The sequence below is a fragment of the Streptomyces sp. NPDC048496 genome, assembly GCF_043200055.1.
GTDB lineage: Bacteria > Actinomycetota > Actinomycetes > Streptomycetales > Streptomycetaceae > Streptomyces.
The window spans coordinates 22,597-41,652 of sequence record NZ_JBICXB010000025.1 but is presented as its reverse complement, the minus strand read 5'-3'; the positions used below and the strand labels follow the sequence as shown (position 1 = coordinate 41,652).

The 19,056-nt window shown below is 69.1% G+C and carries 13 protein-coding genes and 3 pseudogenes; 4 read left to right on the top strand and 12 right to left on the bottom strand.

From position 1 onward, the window contains the following. Positions 1–6 precede the first annotated feature (6 nt). Positions 7–1,383, bottom strand: a complete 1,377-nt coding sequence (locus tag ACGFSA_RS21965) for a M16 family metallopeptidase (RefSeq protein WP_393306629.1) — start codon at positions 1,381–1,383, stop codon at positions 7–9. Positions 1,384–1,596: 213 nt separating this feature from the next. On the opposite strand from ACGFSA_RS21965, the gene ACGFSA_RS21960 reads away from it, so the two are divergent. Beyond that, positions 1,597–4,047, top strand: a complete 2,451-nt coding sequence (locus tag ACGFSA_RS21960; protein WP_393306627.1) for a DNA topoisomerase (ATP-hydrolyzing) subunit A — start codon at positions 1,597–1,599, stop codon at positions 4,045–4,047. A gap of 86 nt (positions 4,048–4,133) precedes the next feature. Here the strand turns inward: ACGFSA_RS21960 and ACGFSA_RS21955 are convergent, their stop codons facing one another. Then, positions 4,134–4,901 carry a hypothetical protein gene (locus ACGFSA_RS21955; protein WP_393306625.1) on the bottom strand — a complete coding sequence of 256 codons (768 nt, stop codon included), beginning with the start codon at positions 4,899–4,901 and terminating at the stop codon, positions 4,134–4,136. A 113-nt stretch (positions 4,902–5,014) separates the two neighbouring features. After that, positions 5,015–5,188 (bottom strand): annotated as a pseudogene (locus tag ACGFSA_RS21950) (LacI family DNA-binding transcriptional regulator); the annotation flags it as partial. Between the two features lie 97 nt (positions 5,189–5,285). Between ACGFSA_RS21950 and ACGFSA_RS21945 the strand changes: the two are divergent. Beyond that, complete coding sequence (locus ACGFSA_RS21945) at positions 5,286–6,956, top strand: ATP-binding protein (RefSeq protein WP_393306623.1); 1,671 nt, start codon at positions 5,286–5,288, stop codon at positions 6,954–6,956. Continuing rightward, positions 6,953–7,629, top strand: a pseudogene (locus ACGFSA_RS21940) (response regulator). The gene ACGFSA_RS21945 and the pseudogene ACGFSA_RS21940 overlap by 4 nt, the downstream one beginning before the upstream one ends. Positions 7,630–7,723: 94 nt before the next feature. Here the strand turns inward: ACGFSA_RS21940 and ACGFSA_RS21935 are convergent. From ACGFSA_RS21935 to ACGFSA_RS21910, 6 genes and pseudogenes are all read right to left on the bottom strand, one after another. Then, positions 7,724–9,317, bottom strand: a pseudogene (locus ACGFSA_RS21935) (cation acetate symporter). Continuing rightward, positions 9,314–9,757, bottom strand: coding sequence for a DUF485 domain-containing protein (locus ACGFSA_RS21930; protein ID WP_393306714.1), 444 nt, complete (start codon positions 9,755–9,757; stop codon positions 9,314–9,316). The pseudogene ACGFSA_RS21935 and the gene ACGFSA_RS21930 overlap by 4 nt, the downstream one beginning before the upstream one ends. A 109-nt stretch (positions 9,758–9,866) precedes the next feature. Continuing rightward, a complete protein-coding gene (locus ACGFSA_RS21925) occupies positions 9,867–10,565 on the bottom strand; it encodes a response regulator (RefSeq protein WP_393306621.1) in 699 nt (232 codons plus the stop codon). Next, positions 10,562–11,725, bottom strand: a complete 1,164-nt coding sequence (locus ACGFSA_RS21920; protein ID WP_393306619.1) for a sensor histidine kinase — start codon at positions 11,723–11,725, stop codon at positions 10,562–10,564. Before ACGFSA_RS21920 ends, ACGFSA_RS21925 begins: the two co-directional genes overlap by 4 nt. Further along, positions 11,722–12,240, bottom strand: coding sequence for a DUF1453 domain-containing protein (locus ACGFSA_RS21915; protein WP_393306617.1), 519 nt, complete (start codon positions 12,238–12,240; stop codon positions 11,722–11,724). Before ACGFSA_RS21915 ends, ACGFSA_RS21920 begins: the two co-directional genes overlap by 4 nt. Before the next feature lie 132 nt (positions 12,241–12,372). Further along, positions 12,373–14,493, bottom strand: a complete 2,121-nt coding sequence (locus ACGFSA_RS21910; protein ID WP_393306615.1) for a type IIA DNA topoisomerase subunit B — start codon at positions 14,491–14,493, stop codon at positions 12,373–12,375. A gap of 439 nt (positions 14,494–14,932) precedes the next feature. On the opposite strand from ACGFSA_RS21910, the gene ACGFSA_RS21905 reads away from it, so the two are divergent. After that, positions 14,933–15,166 carry a hypothetical protein gene (locus ACGFSA_RS21905; RefSeq protein WP_037701300.1) on the top strand — a complete coding sequence of 78 codons (234 nt, stop codon included), beginning with the start codon at positions 14,933–14,935 and terminating at the stop codon, positions 15,164–15,166. A 106-nt stretch (positions 15,167–15,272) separates the two neighbouring features. On the opposite strand, the gene ACGFSA_RS21900 is transcribed toward ACGFSA_RS21905, so the two are convergent. From ACGFSA_RS21900 to ACGFSA_RS21890, 3 genes are all read right to left on the bottom strand, one after another. Beyond that, positions 15,273–16,103, bottom strand: a complete 831-nt coding sequence (locus tag ACGFSA_RS21900; RefSeq protein ID WP_393306613.1) for a S1 family peptidase — start codon at positions 16,101–16,103, stop codon at positions 15,273–15,275. 128 nt (positions 16,104–16,231) lie between these two features. Next, positions 16,232–17,782, bottom strand: a complete 1,551-nt coding sequence (locus ACGFSA_RS21895; protein WP_393306611.1) for an RNA polymerase sigma factor — start codon at positions 17,780–17,782, stop codon at positions 16,232–16,234. Positions 17,783–18,106: 324 nt separating this feature from the next. Further along, positions 18,107–18,994: a FadR/GntR family transcriptional regulator gene (locus tag ACGFSA_RS21890; protein WP_393306609.1), complete on the bottom strand. Its 888-nt coding sequence runs from the start codon at positions 18,992–18,994 to the stop codon at positions 18,107–18,109. Between the last annotated feature and the right edge of the window lie 62 nt (positions 18,995–19,056).

Sequence of the window (19,056 nt, the reverse complement as noted above, 5' to 3'; positions counted from 1 at the left end):
CGTCGGTCACTTGTCCGCCCCTTCGTGCGCGTCGGTGTCGGTGTCCGTCTCGTCGGCTTCCGCGTCGGCGGATTCGGCCGGATCGACCGGCTCGTAGACGAGCACCGCCCGGTTGTCGGGGCGCAGCTGGGCCCTGGCCGCCGCCTGGACCTCGTCCGCAGTGACGTCGAGGACCCGCTGGACGGCGGTCAGGGCAAGCTGCGGGTCGCCGAACAGCACGGCGAACCGGCAGAGTTCATCGGCGCGGCCCGCGACCGTGCCGAGCCGGTCCAGCCACTCGCGCTCCAACTGTGCCTGAGCGCGCTCCATTTCCTCGGGCGTGGGCCCCTCGGCGGCGAACCGGGCCAGCTCCTCGTCGACCGCGGCCTCGATCTGCGCCACCTCGACACCGCCGGACGTCTTCACGTCCAGCCAGCCGAGCGACGGCGCGCCGGCCAGCCGCAGCAGCCCGAAACCTGCGGCAACGGCCGTGCGGTCGCGGCGGACCAGGCGGTTGTGCAGCCGGGAGGACTCGCCTCCGCCGAGCACGGTCAGCGCGAGATCCGCGGCATCGCACTCCCTGGTGCCGTCGTGCGGCAGCCGGTAGGCGGCCATCAGCGCCCGCGCCGGGACCTCCTCGTGGACCTCTTCGCGCAGCTGCTCGCCGATGATCTCGGGGAGCGTGCCGTCGCGCGGCGGCTGCTTGCCGTCGTGGGACGGGATGGAGCCGAAGTACTTCTCGATCCAGGCGAGCGTCTGCTCGGGGTCGATGTCGCCGACGACCGACAGCACCGCGTTGTTCGGCGCGTAGTACGTACGGAAGAAGGTCCGCGCGTCTTCGAGCGTCGCCGCGTCCAGGTCGGCCATCGAGCCGATCGGGGTGTGGTGGTACGGGTGGCCCTCGGGGTAGGCGAGGGCGGTCAGCCTCTCGAACGCCGTGCCGTACGGAACGTTGTCGTACCGCTGGCGGCGCTCGTTCTTGACGACGTCCCGCTGGTTCTCCATGGACTCGTCGTCGAGCGCGGCGAGCAGCGAGCCCATCCGGTCGGCTTCGAGCCACAGGGCCAGTTCCAGCTGGTGCGTGGGCATCGTCTCGAAGTAGTTGGTGCGTTCGAAGCTGGTCGTCCCGTTGAGGGAGCCGCCGGCGCCCTGCACCAGCTCGAAGTGTCCGTTCCCCTTGACCTGTCCGGAGCCCTGGAACATCAGGTGCTCGAAGAGGTGAGCCAGACCCGTGCGTCCCTTGACCTCGTGGCGCGACCCGACGTCGTACCAGAGGCACACCGCGGCGACCGGGGTCAGATGGTCCTCGGAGAGCACCACGCGCAGGCCGTTGGCCAGACGGTGCTCGGTCGCTGTCAAGCCGCCGGAGCCGGCCTGGGCTGTGGCCGTGTGACCCATGGGCATGTACGTCCCTTCGATCGCGATACTGGATTTCTTGCGAGACCTGCCACTGTAAGCAAGCGCACGGACACCTGGCGAAGTTCCCGTGCCGTGGAAGTTCGCGTGAAAGAGCGCTTGGGACGGGTCGAGGTCGGCGTTGTCAGTGCGGCGGTCCACAATGGTCCGCGTCAGAACCAGACGTTGCCCGAACAGATCTGTGAAGGAGTCGCAGCAGCGATGGCCCGCCGCAGTACGAAGACCCCGCCGCCGGACGACTTCGAGGAGAAGATCCTCGACATCGACGTCGTCGACGAAATGCAGGGCTCCTTCCTCGAGTACGCGTACTCGGTGATCTACTCACGGGCCCTGCCGGACGCCCGCGACGGCATGAAGCCGGTGCACCGCCGCATCGTGTACCAGATGAACGAGATGGGGCTGCGCCCCGACCGCGGCTATGTGAAGTGTGCCCGCGTCGTCGGCGAGGTCATGGGCAAGCTGCATCCGCACGGCGACGCGTCGATCTACGACGCGCTGGTCCGGATGGCGCAGCCGTTCTCGATGCGGCTCCCCCTCGTCGACGGGCACGGCAACTTCGGCTCGCTCGGCAACGACGACCCGCCGGCCGCCATGCGGTACACCGAGTGCCGGATGGCCGACGCCACGTCGCTGATGACGGAGTCGATCGACGAGGACACCGTCGATTTCCAGTCGAATTACGACGGCCAGGAACAGGAACCGGTCGCCCTCCCCGCCGCGTATCCGAACCTCCTGGTCAACGGGGCATCCGGGATCGCGGTCGGCATGGCGACCAATATGCCGCCGCACAACCTGGGCGAGGTCATCGCCGCCGCCCGCCATCTGATCAGGCATCCGGGCGCGGACCTGGAGACCCTGATGCGGTTCGTCCCCGGACCCGACCTGCCGACCGGTGGCCGGATCGTAGGCCTCGGCGGGATCAAGGACGCGTACGCGGCCGGGCGTGGCACGTTCAAGATCCGTGCGACGGTCACCGTGGAGAACGTGACGGCCCGCCGCAAGGGCCTGGTCGTCACCGAACTGCCCTTCTCCGTCGGCCCGGAGAAGGTGATCGCCAAGATCAAGGACCTGGTCTCGGTGAAGAAGCTCCAGGGCATCGCCGATGTCAAGGACCTCACCGACCGCGAGCACGGCCTGCGCCTGGTCATCGAGGTCAAGAACGGCTTCGTGCCCGAGGCCGTGCTGGAACAGCTCTACAAGCTGACGCCGATGGAGGAGTCCTTCGGCATCAACAATGTGGCGCTGGTCGACGGACAGCCGCTCACACTGGGTCTCAAGGAGCTCCTCGAGGTCTACCTCGACCACCGCTTCGACGTGGTGCGCCGCCGCAGCGAGTTCCGCCGGACCAAGCGCCGGGACCGGCTGCACCTGGTCGAGGGCCTGCTCGTCGCGCTGATCGACATCGACGAGGTCATCCGGCTCATCCGGTCCAGCGACAATTCCGCGCAGGCGAAGGAGCGGCTCATCGAGCACTTCTCGCTGAGCGAGATCCAGACGCAGTACATCCTGGACACCCCGCTGCGCCGACTGACCCGGTTCGACCGGATCGAGCTGGAGAGCGAGCGGGACCGGCTCAACGCCGAGATCGACGAGCTGACGACGATCCTCGAATCGGACGCCGAGCTGCGCAAGCTGGTCTCCACCGAACTGGCCGCGGTCGCGAAGAAGTTCGGCACCGACCGGCGTACGGTGCTGCTGGAGTCGGCCGGTGCGCAGGTCGCCTCGGTGCCGCTGGAGGTCGCGGACGACCCCTGCCGGGTGCTGCTGTCCTCGACCGGTCTGCTGGCCCGTACGGCCACCGGCGACCCGATCGTCGTCGCCGAGGACGCCAAGCGCGCCAAGCACGACGTGATCGTGTCGGCCGTGCCGACGACGGCGCGTGGCGATGTCGGCGTGGTGACGTCGACAGGGCGGCTGCTGCGGCTCGCGGTGATCGACCTGCCCCAGCTGCCGGACACCCATGCCGCGCCCAATCTTTCGGGCGGGGCACGGGTCTCGGAGTTCCTCACGCTGGAGACCGGTGAGGAGGTCATCTGCCTCACCACGCTCGACGAGTCCTCCCCCGGCCTCGCGATCGGCACCCTGCAGGGCGTCGTCAAGCGGGTGGTGCCGGACTATCCGGCCAACAAGGACGAGCTGGAGGTCATCACCCTCAAGGACGGCGACCGGATCATCGGCGCCGCCGAACTGCGTACGGGCGAGGAGGACCTCGTCTTCATCACGTCCGACGCACAGCTGCTGCGCTACCCGGCGGCCCAGGTACGGCCGCAGGGCCGGCCGGCGGGCGGCATGGCGGGCGTGAAGCTGGCGGAGGGCGTCGAGGTGCTCTCGTTCGGCGCGGTGGACCCGGCGGCGGACGCGATGGTGTTCACGGTGGCGGGCTCGCACGGCACGCTGGACGACTCGGTGCTGACGGCGAAGCTCACGCCGTTCGACCAGTACCCGCGCAAGGGCCGGGCCACCGGCGGTGTGCGCTGTCAGCGCTTCCTCAAGGGCGAGGACGTCCTGGTGTTCGCCTGGGCGGGTGCGATCCCGGCGCGGGCGGCGCAGAAGAACGGCACCCCGTCCGAACTGCCGGAGCCGGATCCGCGGCGCGACGGTTCGGGGACGCCGCTGGCCAAGCCAGTCGCGGTGATCGCCGGACCGGTGTAGCCGACGGGATACCGCCGGCCGCGTTCGTTGGTCGGTTTCAGCCAGCCGGCTGTTGTACGTAACGCAGGACGCCCCACATGCTCTGCTCATGTGCGGCGTCCTGCGTCATGTCCGGCGCCGGCCCTGCTTCCACCGGCGGTTCGCAGTCGTCGTGCTCCGCATGCCGCCGGTACACCTCGACCGCACCCACCACATCCCCCCCGGGCCTCCAGCACCTCCGCCAGACGGCGGGCAGCTTCCAGCCGGTCCTCACCCGCCGCGTAGGCGCGCAGCTCATCGATCCGCCCGTGCCGCACCAGCAGTTCGGCCAGCGGGTCACGGTTGTTAACCGGCGTGGAGCCGTACGTGCGCAGCACCTCGACCGCCTCATCCGTGCGGCCCTGTCCCTCGCGGACGGACGCCAGCAAGTTCACCGCGTTGAACGGCTCCGGGTACCGCCCGCCGCACTCCGGGCTACCGCACCGCGCGCACGGGCACCCCGGCACGGTCCGGGCCGCCAGCAGCGCCGTAACCTCCTCGCCCCGGCCCACCCTGACACCCACCTCGGCCAGAGCCTCGGCGAGGCACCAGTCCGCGACGTGCGGCAGGAGCAGCGCGTAAGCCTCCTCGCCCCGGCCCTCCGCGTCCAGCAGCCGGGCGGCCTCCGCGGCCGCCGTCCACCAGCTCGTCCCGACGTACGGGGCCAGCACCCTGAGGGCCTCCTCCAACTCGCCCCGGCCAGCCAGCAGGCGCGCCCAGGCGCGGGCGCAGAACCAGTCACCGTCCTCCGCCAAGGCCTGGGCGCGCACCACGTCGGCGTGACCGAGGGCGTGGAGACGGTCAACGAGATCCGGCGGTATGCACTCGTCGTGCATGCGGGTCGGCGGTCGAGTACGGCGGCGTCCATGGCCGCACCGTAACGGTCGGCTCACGCACCGTCTTTGTGCGCCCGTGCCGCACGCCCCCGCGCCTGGACCGACTGCTCGAACCGCCCCCGCTCGCCGCGCAGCTGGGTCGGGCGCTCGTAACCGAGGACGTCGAGCGCGGAGTGGACGGCCTTCCAGGTGGCGTCACAGACTCCGGGCTTGCCGTTGAGCACCCGGCTGACCGTGGCCTCGCTGACCCCCACCTTCAGCGCCACCTGAGCAAGCCGTCGCGTCATGCACGCAAGATCAGCGAAAAAAGACGCAAGTGGATTGCGTGGAGCTGGAGAAAAGAGAGATTTCAGGAAGCGCAGGGCTGCGTTTTACCTTCATACGATGAGCGCACCACCGCCCACCCCCCGGAGACCGCGACGGCTCGGCTGGCCGCAGCGGGTCTTCTCCCAGGTGCTGCTGATGCAGCTCGCCATCGCCACCGGCGTCACCGTACTCGCCACCGGCCTCTTCCTGGCACCCCTCAGCACGCAGCTCGACGACGAGACGATGCGCCGTGCGCTCGCCATCGCACAGAGCACGGCGGCCCAGCCGCAGATCGCCGAGTCCCTGCTCACCACGGCCCCCGCACCCAGGGGGCCCGTGCAATCCGCCGCGGAGCGGATCAGGTGGTCCACCGGCGCCGAGTACGTCGTCGTCATGGACCGGCACGGGGTGCGCTGGTCGCACACCGACACCCGCCGGATCGGCAAGGTCGTCTCGACCGACCCCAGTGAGGCGCTCGCGGGCGGAGAGATCATGGAGATCGACAGCGGTACGCTCGGCCGCTCGGCACGCGGCAAGGTGCCGCTCCGCGACAACGCGGACCACATCGTCGGAGCGGTCTCCGTCGGCATCGCGTACGACAGTGTCCGCGCCCGGCTCCTGGCGGCGATCCCGGGGCTGCTCGCCTACGCGGGCGGGACGCTCGCCGTCGGGGCGCTGGCTGCCTACCTGATCTCCCGCCGCATCCAGCGACAGACCCACGACCTGGCCTTCTCCGACATCTCCACGCTGCTGACCGAGCGCGAGGCGATGCTGCACAGCATCCGCGAAGGGGTCGTCGCGCTGGACCGTACGGGACGCATCCAACTGCTGAACGACGAGGCGCAGCGGCTGCTGGGGCTCGGCCCCGACGCCGCGGGCCGCCCGCTCGACGACGTGCTCGGCCGGGGGCGGACCGCGGACGTGCTGGCCGGCCGGGTAGTGGGCGACGATCTGCTGACCGTGCGCGGCAACCGGGTGCTGCTCGCCAACCGGATGCCGACCGCCGACGGAGGCGCCGTCGCCACCCTCCGCGACCGCACCGAACTCGAACACCTCGGCCGGGAGCTCGACTCCACCCGCGGTCTGATCGATGCCCTGCGCGCACAGGACCACGAGCACGCCAACCGGCTGCACACCCTCCTGGGGCTGCTGGAGCTGGAGATGCACGAGGACGCGATGGAGTTCGTCACGGAGGTCGTCGGCGTCCACCGGGCCACCGCCGAGCAGGTCACCGAGAAGGTCCGTGATCCGCTGCTGGCCGCCCTGCTGGTCGGCAAGGCGACGGTCGCCGCGGAGCGCGGCGTCTCGCTGCGTATGGCGCCCGGCACGCTGCTCCCCGACCGGCTGGTGGACCCGCGCGGGCTGGTCACCGTCGTCGGCAACCTCGTCGACAACGCCCTGGACGCGGCCACCGGATCGGACGACGCCCTGATCGAGGTGGGGCTGCGGGCGGACGGCCGTACGGTGGTGCTGCGGGTCCGTGACAGCGGCCCCGGCGTCCCTCCCGAGAATCGCGAGTCGGTCTTCACGGAGGGCTGGTCGACCAAGGAACTCCCGGCGCACGGCAAGCGCGGTCTGGGCCTTGCGATGGTACGGCGACTGGCCGAACGACAGGGCGGCAGCGCCACCGTCGACGGGGCGCCGGAAGGCGGTGCCGAATTCACTGTCGTACTGCCCGAGGCGCTCACCGAACCGGGTCTCGCGGAAACACAGCTTCCGGAGCCGGACCTCACGGGAGGAGTTCAGTGATCCAGGTCCTGGTCGTGGACGACGACATCCGGGTCGCGCGGATCAACGCGGCGTATGTCGCCAAGGTGCCCGGCTTCCGGGTGACCGCCCAGGCGCACAGCGCGCGGAGGCGCTGGCCGCGGTCGAGTCGCAGCACGTGGACCTCGTCCTGCTCGACCACTACATGCCCGACCGCAATGGCCCGGCCGTGCTGCGGGAGCTGCGCAGGGTCGGCCACCGCACCGATGTGATCATGGTGACTGCGGCGCGTGACGTCGCCACCGTCCAGGAGGCCATGCGGCACGGCGCGCTCCAGTACCTGGTGAAGCCGTTCACGTACGCGGCGCTGCATACCAAGCTGGAGGCGTACGCGACGCTGCATCACACCCTGGAGGGCGGCGGCGAGACCGAGCGGGGAGACGTGGACCGGCTCTTCGGCGCTCTGTGGGCGGCGGGCGAACCCGACCTTCCCAAGGGCCACTCTCCCACCACGGCGGAACTGGTCCGCCAGGCGCTCAAGGGCGCCGAGGGGCCGCTCTCCGCGCAGGAGATCGCGGAGAGCGCCGGAATGAGCCGGCAGACCGCGCAGCGCTACCTGAAGCTGCTGGAACGAACGGGTCGGGTGCGGCTGACACTGCGCTACGGCGAGACAGGCCGCCCGGAACACCGCTGCACCTGGGCCTCGGGCTCCTAGGGAATCCCGGTGTGACGGACCACCGGCCCGCGGCAGCCACAACCAGTCCCGCTTTTCCCGGACCGGCTCCTCCGCCGTCCGCTGCCCGGACCGGCTACACCGCCCCCGCCCCGGTCAGCGCGCGGACCTCGGTCTCCGCATGCTTGGCGCCGTCGGGTGGCTCGGGTGATGTGACTGTGCCGATCCAGCCGGCCAGGAAGCCGAGCGGGACGGAGACCAGTCCGGGGTTCTCCAGCGGGAAGAACTGGAAGTCGACGCCGGGAAAGAGCGAGGTGGGGCTGCCGGAGACGACCGGTGAAAGCAGGACGAGCAGCACCGCGGGGATCAGCCCGCCGTAGACCGACCAGACCGCTCCCCCGCGTGGTGAAGTTCCGCCAGAACAGCGAGTAGAGCAGCACCGGCAGATTGGCCGAGGCAGCGACGGCGAAGGCGAGCCCCACCAGGAACGCCACATTCAGATCCTGGGCGACCAGGCCCAGCCCGATGGCGGCCACCCCGATCCCGGCCGCGGCGACCCTGGCCACAGTGACTTCGCTGTGCTGCTTGGAGCCCGGGCGCCTGAGCGAGGCGTAGAGGTCATGGGCCACGGAGGCGGACGAGGCAAGCGTGATCCCGGCGACGACGGCGAGAATGGTCGCGAAGGCCACGGCGGCGACCACGGCGAACAGAATCGCTCCCCCGGTGGAACCTTGGCCGCCGCCGAGCACCAGGGCCAGCAGCGGGACGGCCGTGTTCCCGGCGGGACTCGACGCCCGTACGTCCGCCGAACCGACCAGCGCTGCCGCACCGAACCCGAGCACGATCGTCATCAGGTAGAAGCTGCCGATGAGGCCGATCGACCAGACGACCGAGCGGCGGGCGGCGCGGGCGGTGGGCACGGTGTAGAAGCGCGACAGGATGTGGGGCAGTCCGGCCGTACCGAGCACCAGGGCCAGCCCGAGGCTGATGAAGTCGAATCGGGCGGTCCAGCTGCCGCCGTACTTGAGTCCGGGCGAGAGGAATTTCAGTCCGTGCCCGCTCCGCTCGGCGGCGGAGGTGAGGAGCGCATTGACGTTGCCGTGGAAATGGACCAGAACGAGCACGGTGAGCACAGTCGCGCCCACGATCAGCAGGACGGCCTTGACGATCTGGATCCAGGTCGTGGCGCGCATCCCTCCGAGGGACACATAGATCACCATGAGCGCCCCGACCCCGATGACGGTCCAGGAGCGGGCGGCGTTGCTCGTACCGCCGAGGAGCAGGGCGACCAGGCTGCCCGCACCCACCATCTGCGCCACCAGGTAGAGCACGGAGACGGTGACGGAGGAGGTGCCGGCCGCGATCCGTACCGGACGTTCCGCCATCCGCGCGGCCACCACGTCGGCGAGGGTGAATCGGCCGCAGTTACGGACGAGTTCGGCCACCAGCAGCAGGACGACGAGCCAGGCGACGAGGAAGCCGACCGAGTAGAGCATGCCGTCGTATCCGACCAGCGCAATCAGGCCGGAGATACCGAGAAAGGATGCGGCCGACATGTAGTCGCCAGCGATCGCGAAACCGTTCTCCATGGGGGAGAACAACCGACCGCCGGCATAGAACTCCTCCGCCGATCCGTGCCGGTTGCGGCTCACCCAGGTGGTGATGGCGAGCGTCACGGCGATGAATGCGCTGAACAAAAGCAACGCCAGGGTCTGGTGATTCCCGCTCAACGCCCGATCCCCCGCGTCATCTCCTGAGTCTCCCACCGCAGATCGAGCGCGGCCCGGTCCCTGCGCAGCCGCGCATGACGGGTGTACGCCCCGGTGAGCAGGAACGTGGTAAGGAACTGCCCGAGCCCCGCGACCATCGCCACGTTGACGGCCCCGGCGACCGGACGGGCCATCAGCCCGGGTGCGGTGACCGCCGTGACAACGTAGGCGAGGTACCAGACGAAGAAGGCCAGGGTGGCGGGGCCGACGAACCGCCGGTATCGACGGCGCACTTCCTGGAAGGCCGCGCTGCGCTGCACCTCCAGATAGATGTCGGCCGCGCTGTGGCTGCGCTGCGGGGCCACGGGCCCGGGTGGCCCGACGGACACGAAGCCCCCCGCACCGTCCAGCTCGCCCCATCCGGAGGCCAGAGCGTCGTACCACGGGTCGTCCACTCGCATCGCTGCAACGTCGCGCCCTGCTTCCTTCTCCACCGAACAACTCCCCTTGTCCACGGACCACTTCGGCCGCGTACCCAAGAATGAGCAGATCAGGAAGATCCCGGGCACTTCATTCGCCTCTCTTCACCTCTTCAGGTGAAGGATGTCCCGGGCGTGCAAGACCCCGAACGTACGCATAGCGCACGGCCTGCGCTCTGTCGCGCACCCCGGCCTTGGCGAAGAGATTGTTGATGTGGCTCTTCACCGTGGCCTGCGAGATGTGCAGCTTGCGGGCGATCTCCTGGTTGGACATGCCCTCGGCGATCAGAACGAGTACTTCCGCCTCGCGGGGCGTGAGACCGTCGGGCAGTCGCGACTCCTCAGGCACCGGCCCGGCGGGGGCCGGTGCTGTGGTGACCCGCTCCAGCAGCCGGCGCTGCACCACGGGCGAGAGCCCGGCCTCGCCCGACAGCACTGCCTGGATGGCCCGCACGATCTCGTCGCCCCCGGCGTCCTTGGTGAGGTAGCCGCGGGCCCCCGCCTGCAGCGCGGGGAAGAGCGAGTCGTCGTCCGCGAACGTCGTGAGGACCACCACCTGTGTGCCCGGATACTCCGTGCGGATGCGCCGTGTTGCCTCCACCCCGTCGCAGCGCGGCATCCGAAGATCCATCAGAACCACATCGGGTGCCCGCTCGGCGACGAGCGCCACGGCCTCGTCCCCGTCCCTCGCCGATCCCACCACCTCGATTCCGGGCAACAGCCCCAGGAGCATCACAATTCCCTCGCGCACCACCGACTGATCGTCGGCGACCACGACCCGCGCGTTCACGCGGGCACCCGCAGACTCACCACGAACCCCTCCTCGCCCGGGCCTGCCTCCAACGTCCCGCCGAGCAGCTCGGCGCGCTCCCTCATTCCCAGCAGACCGTATCCGGAGCCGCTGACAGCGAGCTCGTCCACGGGCCGGCGGCCGCCCCGGTCCCTGACCTCCAGGGCGACTTCGCCCGGCAGATACTCCAGCCGTACGAGAACGGTGGCCCCCGGCGCATGTTTGCGCACATTGGTCAGCGCCTCCTGCGCCACCCGCCGGACCGCCTGCGAGGCGTCTGCCGTCAGCGGCCGCTGCTCCCCGGCCACGGTCATCTCGCCCGGCTCCGCAGTCACCAGCTGCCTCAGGAAGTCCTCCACCGGCGCGACCTCGCCCCGGAGCGCGGAGAGCGCCTGACGGGTCTCGGCGAGCCCTTCGCGCGCCATCGAACGGGCCGCCACCACTCGCTCCAGGACCTGATCCCGGAACTCCCCGGAAGGCTCTCGTGCGATGAGCAGCCGCGCCGCCTCCAGGTGCACCAACTGCGCAGAAAGACTGTGCGCGAGCACATCGTGTATCTCCCGAGCGATCCTGGAGCGTTCGTTCAGCGCAGCCGATTCCGCTTCCGCCGCCCTCGCCGCCCGCTCCTGCGCCAGGAGCCGCAGGGCGCTGCCACGTGCCTCGGCATCCAACCGGAGCACATATCCCGCGAGGCAGAGGCCCCCCGTGGTCAGCGCCGTCGTCATCCACCCGTCGGTGTTGACAGCGGCGTACGCGGCGAGCGCGACGGCCGTGGCGGGAACGGCCGCCGAGAGCGGCAACCGCTCCAGCGCGGTCACCGCGCAGCCGCACCACAGGACTACGGCCGGCACACCGGCACCGGCTTGCTGCGCCCCGAAGGCCGCCGCCATCAGCAGCGCCATGAGCCCGAGGGAGGGCCACAGCCGGTGTTCCAGACTGGTCCGGAAGAACGCCCATGCGGTCCAGCCGCAGCCCACTACGCCCAGCAGTCCGACCGCGACTTCCCAGGGACCGAACTTTCCGGCAGTGACGCTGCCCCAGAGCACGAGGGCCAGCAGGAGCGTGCGTACGGACCAGGCAATGACCGCCCGTGGGCGCGTGCGCCCCTGCCGGGAGAGTGCCTCCCGGGACGGCCAACTCGTCCAGGTAGCGCGTGTCACACACGGTCCTTCCACACCGGCTGCGACGACAGGCCGCCGACCGCATCACCGTATGCCGGGCTCATCCCCCGGGCCTGCCAGGTCAGCACACCGCTGCGCGCGAGCAGCGTCAGCGCGAGAGCTGCCATGAGGGCGGCACTGCCCTGACGTATGCCCATCGGCACGGCCGTCCCGTACAGCGCGGCTCTCAGCGCCAGACCTCCCGTCCAGACCAGGACGGTGGCCTTGGTGCCCCTGCTCCACAGCGATCCGTCCGACCCGCGCCACAGCCGGGTCGTCCAGCCCCAGCCGACGCCGATGACCAGCCCGACCAGCAGTTCGGCACCGAGGACCATCACGGACAGCGCTTCGTGGCGGGGGTCGGTCAGGCCGGGTTCGCGCAGGGACAAGAAGATGAGAATGCCGGGCAGGACCCACCAGCGCCGGTCGTCCGAGATCCGTCGTGCCGAGCACTGGCGGACCGCGACGAGCGCGATGACGGCAACGATCACCAGGACATTGATGAGCCCTGACATGGCGGCCTCCGAAGTGCGGAAAGGTTCAACACCTTCGACGCTACGGAAAATGCCAGGTCAGAGGATCGGCTCAGGGGTTGATCGTGGGTGGAGCCGCCGTCTCCACCCACGGGTGGAGACGGCGGCTGCCGGTCACGCGTCGATGCGCGAGCGGTCCAGTGTGGCCGCCGAGCTGGTGATGAATTCCTTGCGGGGCGCGACCTCGTTGCCCATCAGCAGATCGAAGACCTGCTCGGAGGATTCGAGGTCGCCGATGTTGATCCGCCGCAGTGTGCGGTGGCGCGGATCCATCGTGGTCTCGGCCAGCTGGTCGGCGTCCATCTCGCCCAGCCCCTTGTACCGCTGGATCGAGTCCTTGTACCGGACCTTCTTGCGCTGCAGCTCCAGCAGCGTCTGGCGCAGCTCGCCGTCGGAGTACGTGTAGATGTACTTGTCCTGGCCCTTCTTCGGCTGGACCAGCTCGATCCGGTGGAGCGGGGGCACGGCGGCGTAGACGCGTCCCGCCTCGACCATGGGCCGCATGTACCGCTGGAAGAGCGTGAGCAGCAGGATGCGGATGTGCGCGCCGTCGACATCGGCGTCCACCAGGAGGACGATCTTGCCGTAGCGGGCGGCGTCGATGTCGAAGGTCCGCCCGGACCCGGCCCCTATGACCTGGATGATCGCGCCGCACTCGGCGTTCTTCAGCATGTCCGAGACGGACGCCTTCTGGACATTGAGGATCTTGCCCCGGATCGGCAGCAACGCCTGGAACTCACTGTTCCGGGCGAGCTTGGCCGTGCCGAGCGCGGAGTCCCCCTCCACAATGAAGAGCTCGCTGCGGTCCACGTCGTCGCTGCGGCAGTCCGCGAGCTTGGCGGGCAGCGAGGAGGACTCCAGCGCCGTCTTGCGACGCTGTGCGTCCTTGTGCTGCCGGGCCGCGATGCGGGTGCGCGCGGCGGCGACCGCCTTGTCCAGGACCGCCCTGGCCTGCGCCTTGGCATCACGCTTGGTGGAGGTGAGGAATGCCTTGAGCTCCTTGGCGACGACATTGGCGACGATCCGGTTGGCCGCCGAGGTGCCGAGGACCTCCTTGGTCTGGCCCTCGAACTGCGGCTCCGCCAGCCGTACGGTGACGACTGCGGTGAGGCCCTCCAGGGCGTCGTCCTTGACGATGTCGTCCTCGGCGACCCGCAGGAGCTTCGCGGACCGGAGCACCTCGTTGACCGTCTTGGTCACGGAGCGTTCGAACCCGGTCACGTGTGTGCCGCCCTTGGGGGTGGCAATGATGTTGACGAAGGACTTGAGGTTGGTGTCGTATCCCGTGCCCCAGCGCATGGCGATGTCGACAGCCAGCTCACGCGTGACCTCGGTCGCCGTCATGTGCCCGCGCTCGTCCAGGACCGGCACGGTCTCCTTGAAGGTGCCCTGCCCGGTCAGCCGGAGCACATCGCAGACGGCCTTGTCCTGGGCGAGGTACTCGCAGAATTCGCTGATCCCGCCGTCGAAGCGGAACGTCTCCTCGGTCTTGCCCTCACCGTCGAGACCGCGTTCGTCGCGTACGACGATCGTGAGTCCGGGGACGAGGAATGCCGTCTGCCGGGCCCGCTGGTAGAGCGTCTCCAGGCCGAGCTTGGCGTCCTTGAGGAAGATCTGCCGGTCGGCCCAGTAGCGCACCCTGGTGCCGGTGCGCGTCTTCGGGACCCGCTTCCCCTTGCGGAGGCCGTTGGCCGGGTCGAACGGGCTGTCCGGCCCCTGCTCGGTGAAGATGCCCGGCACCCCGCGCCGGAAGCTGATCGAGTGGGTCGCGCTGTTGCGGTCGACCTCGACGTCGAGGCGGGCCGAGAGCGCGTTGACCACGGAGGCTCCCACACCGTGCAGACCACCGGACGCGGCGTACGAGCCGCCGCCGAACTTACCGCCGGCGTGCAGCTTGGTCATGACGACCTCGACGCCGGACAGTCCGGTCTTGGGCTCCACGTCGACGGGGATGCCCCGGCCGTTGTCCCGGACCTCGACGGAGTTGTCCTCGTGGAGGATGACCTCGATGTGGTCGCAGTAACCCCCGAGGGCCTCGTCGACGGAGTTGTCGATGATCTCCCAGAGGCAGTGCATGAGGCCACGGCTGTCGGTCGACCCGATGTACATCCCGGGGCGCTTGCGGACCGCCTCAAGCCCCTCCAGTACGAGAAGGTGCCGCGCGGTGTAGTTGGAGCCGTCTCGGTCTGCTCCGGTCAGCAGCGCAGTGGACGGCACGGACGTATCGGCGGTCACGCGGTTCGCTCCTCGCTGAATTTCATTTGGGGTCCAGGTGGGTAACGGGCTCGGCTTCGGTTGCCGCTGAGAGCGTACCGAGGCTTGATAGAGCGGTTGTACCGCCGCCCTCGGGGAATGCTCACACTAGACCAGCCTCGCATACGCGTTCGATCCCTCGTTGGAGTGACGCGCACATCACGTTCCCTTCGAGGCATGAACCATTTAGGCTCCGGGCACGTCCTCATGAACAAACCGGCAAGCCGGCCGGACGGACCGACCGACCGATACAAGCAACGCGAAACCGTAGCGCTACGCAATACGGCACATTCGCCGCCAACCGGCAACAGACGGCCATCTTGAGAAGAAGTTTCGAAGAAAAGCCACGAGCGGGAACGTTTTCGGCCTGGTTGGATGTTGACCCTGGTACGACAGCTCGTCGAGCTAGAGAAGAGGCGACGTGACTACTGTTCTGACCCCCGCGAGCCCGCTGACCGCAGCAGACCGCTGTGACCGTTGCGGCGCCCAGGCATATCTGCGCGTCGTCCTGATCAGCGGCGGTGAACTGCTCTTCTGCGCCCACCACGGTCGCAAGTTCGAGCCGGAACTCAAGAAGATCGCCGCGGAAATACAGGATGAGACGGACCGACTGACGGCCGTGCAGGCCAATGCCGTCGAAGAGGAACAACACTGACACCTCGCATCCACGACGAGCCAGGGTCCGGCTCCGTACCGGCCGACGGGCGGCTCCCCCACCGAGGGGGGAGCCGCCCGTTCTCGTACCTACGGAGCGGCGCTGGTCAGCTACTGCCTGCCATCCAGCCCGCAGCCGCGGAGATCCTCGTGTAGACGCCGGGGCTGCCCGCGACCCCACAGCCATTCCCCCAGGACACCAGGCCGATGAGCCGCCCACCGGCCACCAGCGGCCCTCCGCTGTCCCCCTGGCATGCGTCGTGCCCGCCCTGCGGTTCGCCCGCGCAGAGCATCGTCGAGGCCTCGTACGCGGCGCCTCTGCCACCCGGGTAGGCCCGCTGGCACGTGCTGTCCGGCAGAACACTCACCTGGGCGGAGCGGAGCGACGTCACGTAGTCACCGTTCCCGGAGATGTCCCCCCAGCCGTAGACGAGGGCTGCGCTACCCGGCTCATCGGACTGGTCACCGGCTGTGGCCATCGGGATCACGCTCTCTCCGGGGAGCGCATCGGCCAGCGTGAGCACCGCCAGATCGCCGGAGTTGGTGGTGGGGTCGTACCCCGGGTTGATCCATGTGCCCTTGACCGCGACCTCCCGGCCACCGGAGCCGGTCAGCTCATCCCGCCCGGCAATGATCCGCAGGTCGCGCACCTGGCCCACATCGGTGCCGAGCGCCTCCCGGCCCAGACAGTGGGCGGCGGTCAGCACCTTCGTCGGCCCTACCAGCACGGCACCGCAGAACTGGCCCGCACGGGTACCTCCGAATCGGTTACGGCTGGACAGCGCCACGACCCACGGGCTGTCCTTGACGTGTGCCGGCTGCCCACCGATGACGATGCTGTCGGCAGCCGCCGGAACCGGGGACCCGAGCGGTATCACAGCTGCCGCGGCAACCAGGGCGAGCAGCCCGGTCATGGCGCGGACGACGGTACGGGACATGCGTACTCCTGACTCTGCGGTGGATCATGCCCACTCAGAGTCATCCGCCATGTCGGCAACCGCACCCGCACATGCGCCGAGGGCCCGGTTCCTCGGAACCGGGCCCTCGGTCTGCCTACTCCCGCGACTCAGTCGAGGTAGTCGCGCAGCACCTGTGAACGCGACGGGTGGCGCAGCTTCGACATGGTCTTCGACTCGATCTGACGGATGCGCTCACGCGTCACGCCGTAGACCTTGCCGATCTCGTCAAGGGTCTTCGGCTGACCGTCAGTGAGACCGAAGCGCATCGAGACCACGCCGGCCTCACGCTCGGAAAGGGTGTCGAGCACCGAGTGCAGCTGCTCCTGGAGGAGCGTGAAGCTGACCGCGTCGGCCGGGACGACCGCCTCGGAGTCCTCGATCAGGTCACCGAACTCACTGTCCCCGTCCTCACCCAGCGGCGTGTGGAGGGAGATCGGCTCACGACCGTACTTCTGGACCTCGATGACCTTCTCGGGGGTCATGTCGAGCTCCTTGGCCAGCTCCTCCGGGGTGGGCTCACGGCCCAGGTCCTGGAGCATCTGACGCTGCACACGCGCGAGCTTGTTGATGACCTCGACCATGTGCACCGGGATACGGATGGTGCGGGCCTGGTCGGCCATGGCGCGAGTGATCGCCTGACGGATCCACCAGGTGGCGTACGTGGAGAACTTGTAGCCCTTGGTGTAGTCGAACTTCTCGACCGCACGGATCAGACCGAGGTTGCCCTCCTGGATCAGGTCCAGGAAGAGCATGCCGCGGCCGGTGTAACGCTTGGCCAGCGAGACCACGAGGCGGAGGTTGGCCTCCAGCAGGTGGTTCTTGGCGCGGCGCCCGTCCTCGGCGATGATCTCCAGCTCTCGCTTGAGCTTCGGCGCGAGCTTGTCGGAGTTCGCCAGCTTGTCCTCGGCGAACAGGCCCGCTTCGATGCGCTTGGCGAGCTCGACCTCCTGCTCGGCGTTGAGGAGCGGGACCTTGCCGATCTGCTTCAGGTAGTCCTTGACCGGGTCGGCCGTGGCGCCTGCGACGGCGACCTGCTGCGCGGGCGCGTCGTCCTCGTCGTCGTCGGAGAGGACGAATCCCTTGCTCTCGCCCTCGCCCTCCTCCTCGTCGCCCTTGCCGACCTGTACTTCCTCGACAGCCTCGTCGCCGTCGAGGAGCTCGTCGGCGTCCTTCTTGCCGGCCTTCTTCGTTGCGGTCTTCTTAGCCACCGTCTTCTTCACGGCGGTCTTCTTGGCAGCCGTCTTCTTGGCTGCCGCCTTCTTCGCAGGGCTGGCCGCGGCAGCGTCGTCCGCCACCACGTCCACGGTCTCGGCCGACGGGGCGGCGGTGGCCGCGACGGTCCTCGTCACGGTCGTCTTGGCCGCGACAGTCTTGGTGGCGGTGCGCTTGACCGGGCTCTTCGCTGCGACGCTCTTGCGGGCGCGCTTCGGCGACTCCGCGGCACTGACCATCAGCGTCACACCCTCTTCCTCGAGGATCTGGTTGAGGCTGCGCAGAACATTCTTCCACTGGGTTGGCGGAATCTGGTCAGCCTCGAAGGCCCGACGCACGTCATCGCCGGCGATCTGCCCATCAGCCTTTCCCCGCTCGATGAGCGCCATCACAGACTCGGACTCGGCGATCTCCGGCGGGAGCGTACGGGATGTGCTGGCCGACACGAACAACCTCTCGGAACGATGGAAAACGGCTTCCGGCCCGGCCCGGGAGAGGGCTGGAACCGACGACCGTCGGGCTGGGAATGTACCGACGGCGCGGGTTTGGCCTCAGAACTGCACAGCGCCGTCAATGGCTGCTGTATTCCTTCCGCGGCGGTCACCTCTTAAGTCATCGCACCACCTCAAGGAGTGTTACGCCCAATCTGCGTGGCCCGAGTCACACCCCATTCACGGCGAATGTGACGAAGAGCGACATCCTTCAACAATTGAGCCGCCGGACCGCGAGGGTCCGGCGACACATGGTTCGTACACCCTGGCCGTACCGCGTCAGTGCTCGCGCGGCGCCGGCACCACCCGCTCCACCTCGGGGTGGACGACGAGCAATTGACGCATGGCCGCCTCGGCACCTGCCGCATCGCCAGTCGCGAGGGCGTCGACGATCCGGACGTGGTGACCGAGGGACGCCTCGCCGGGGCGGTCACAGCCGGTGACCGGACCACCCGAGACCTGGAGGGCGGCGGAGACGATGCCGGAGAGATGTTCGAGCATGCGGTTGCCGGCGGCCTGGATCAGCACGGAATGGAACTCGGCGTCAGCCCGCGAGTAGGTGATCACGTCGCCCTGCGCGAGCGCGTGCCCCATGATCTCGACCATGTCACCGAGCCGCTGCTGAAGGTCCTCACGGCCGTGACCGGCGGCGAGGCGAGCGGCGAGCGGTTCGATCGTCCAGCGGAGCTCACCCAGCTCACGACGCTGGTCGTCACGCTGCGGACCGAAGGCTCGCCATTCGATGATGTCGGGATCCAGCAGATTCCAGTCGCTTACCGGACGGACCCGGGTACCCACATTGGGCCGGGCGCTGACCAGGCCCTTGGCCTCAAGAACGCGCAGAGACTCACGTACGACGGTGCGGGAGACCTCGAAACGCTGGCCGATCTCCTCCGGCACGAGCGGGCGATCGGCACCCAGATCACCGGAGACAATCATCTGACCGAGCTGCTGAACGAGCTGTCCGTGGAGGCCACGGCCACGGCTGGCCGAACCCCGCCGGCCCGCTCGCCCCAGCTCTGCATCGGTGCCGTCCCACGAACGGATGGCGGCGCGCTCGCCGGCCGGCGCCTCCGTATAGGGGTAGCGGTCGAGTTCACCCGAGCCGGCGAGGCCGGAATCGACGGAGCGGGCGGCGGTCATCATGGTGTGCGCAAGGGTACTCACGCATCCTTTGTCGGCGCGGCTCGCCCACCCCTTGAGGTCTTTGGTGAAAAGCACACGAAAGG

What these genes read in the sequence shown, in the direction of transcription:
- ACGFSA_RS21960 (WP_393306627.1), top strand. Translation starts at nt 1,597, where the DNA reads ATGGCCCGCCGCAGTACGAAGACCCCGCCGCCGGACGACTTCGAGGAG.
- ACGFSA_RS21930 (WP_393306714.1), bottom strand. Translation starts at nt 9,757, where the DNA reads ATGCGAGTGGACGACCCGTGGTACGACGCTCTGGCCTCCGGATGGGGC.
- ACGFSA_RS21915 (WP_393306617.1), bottom strand. Translation starts at nt 12,240, where the DNA reads ATGTCAGGGCTCATCAATGTCCTGGTGATCGTTGCCGTCATCGCGCTC.
- ACGFSA_RS21945 (WP_393306623.1), top strand. Translation starts at nt 5,286, where the DNA reads ATGAGCGCACCACCGCCCACCCCCCGGAGACCGCGACGGCTCGGCTGG.
- ACGFSA_RS21900 (WP_393306613.1), bottom strand. Translation starts at nt 16,103, where the DNA reads ATGTCCCGTACCGTCGTCCGCGCCATGACCGGGCTGCTCGCCCTGGTT.
- ACGFSA_RS21965 (WP_393306629.1), bottom strand. Translation starts at nt 1,383, where the DNA reads ATGCCCATGGGTCACACGGCCACAGCCCAGGCCGGCTCCGGCGGCTTG.
- ACGFSA_RS21955 (WP_393306625.1), bottom strand. Translation starts at nt 4,901, where the DNA reads ATGCACGACGAGTGCATACCGCCGGATCTCGTTGACCGTCTCCACGCC.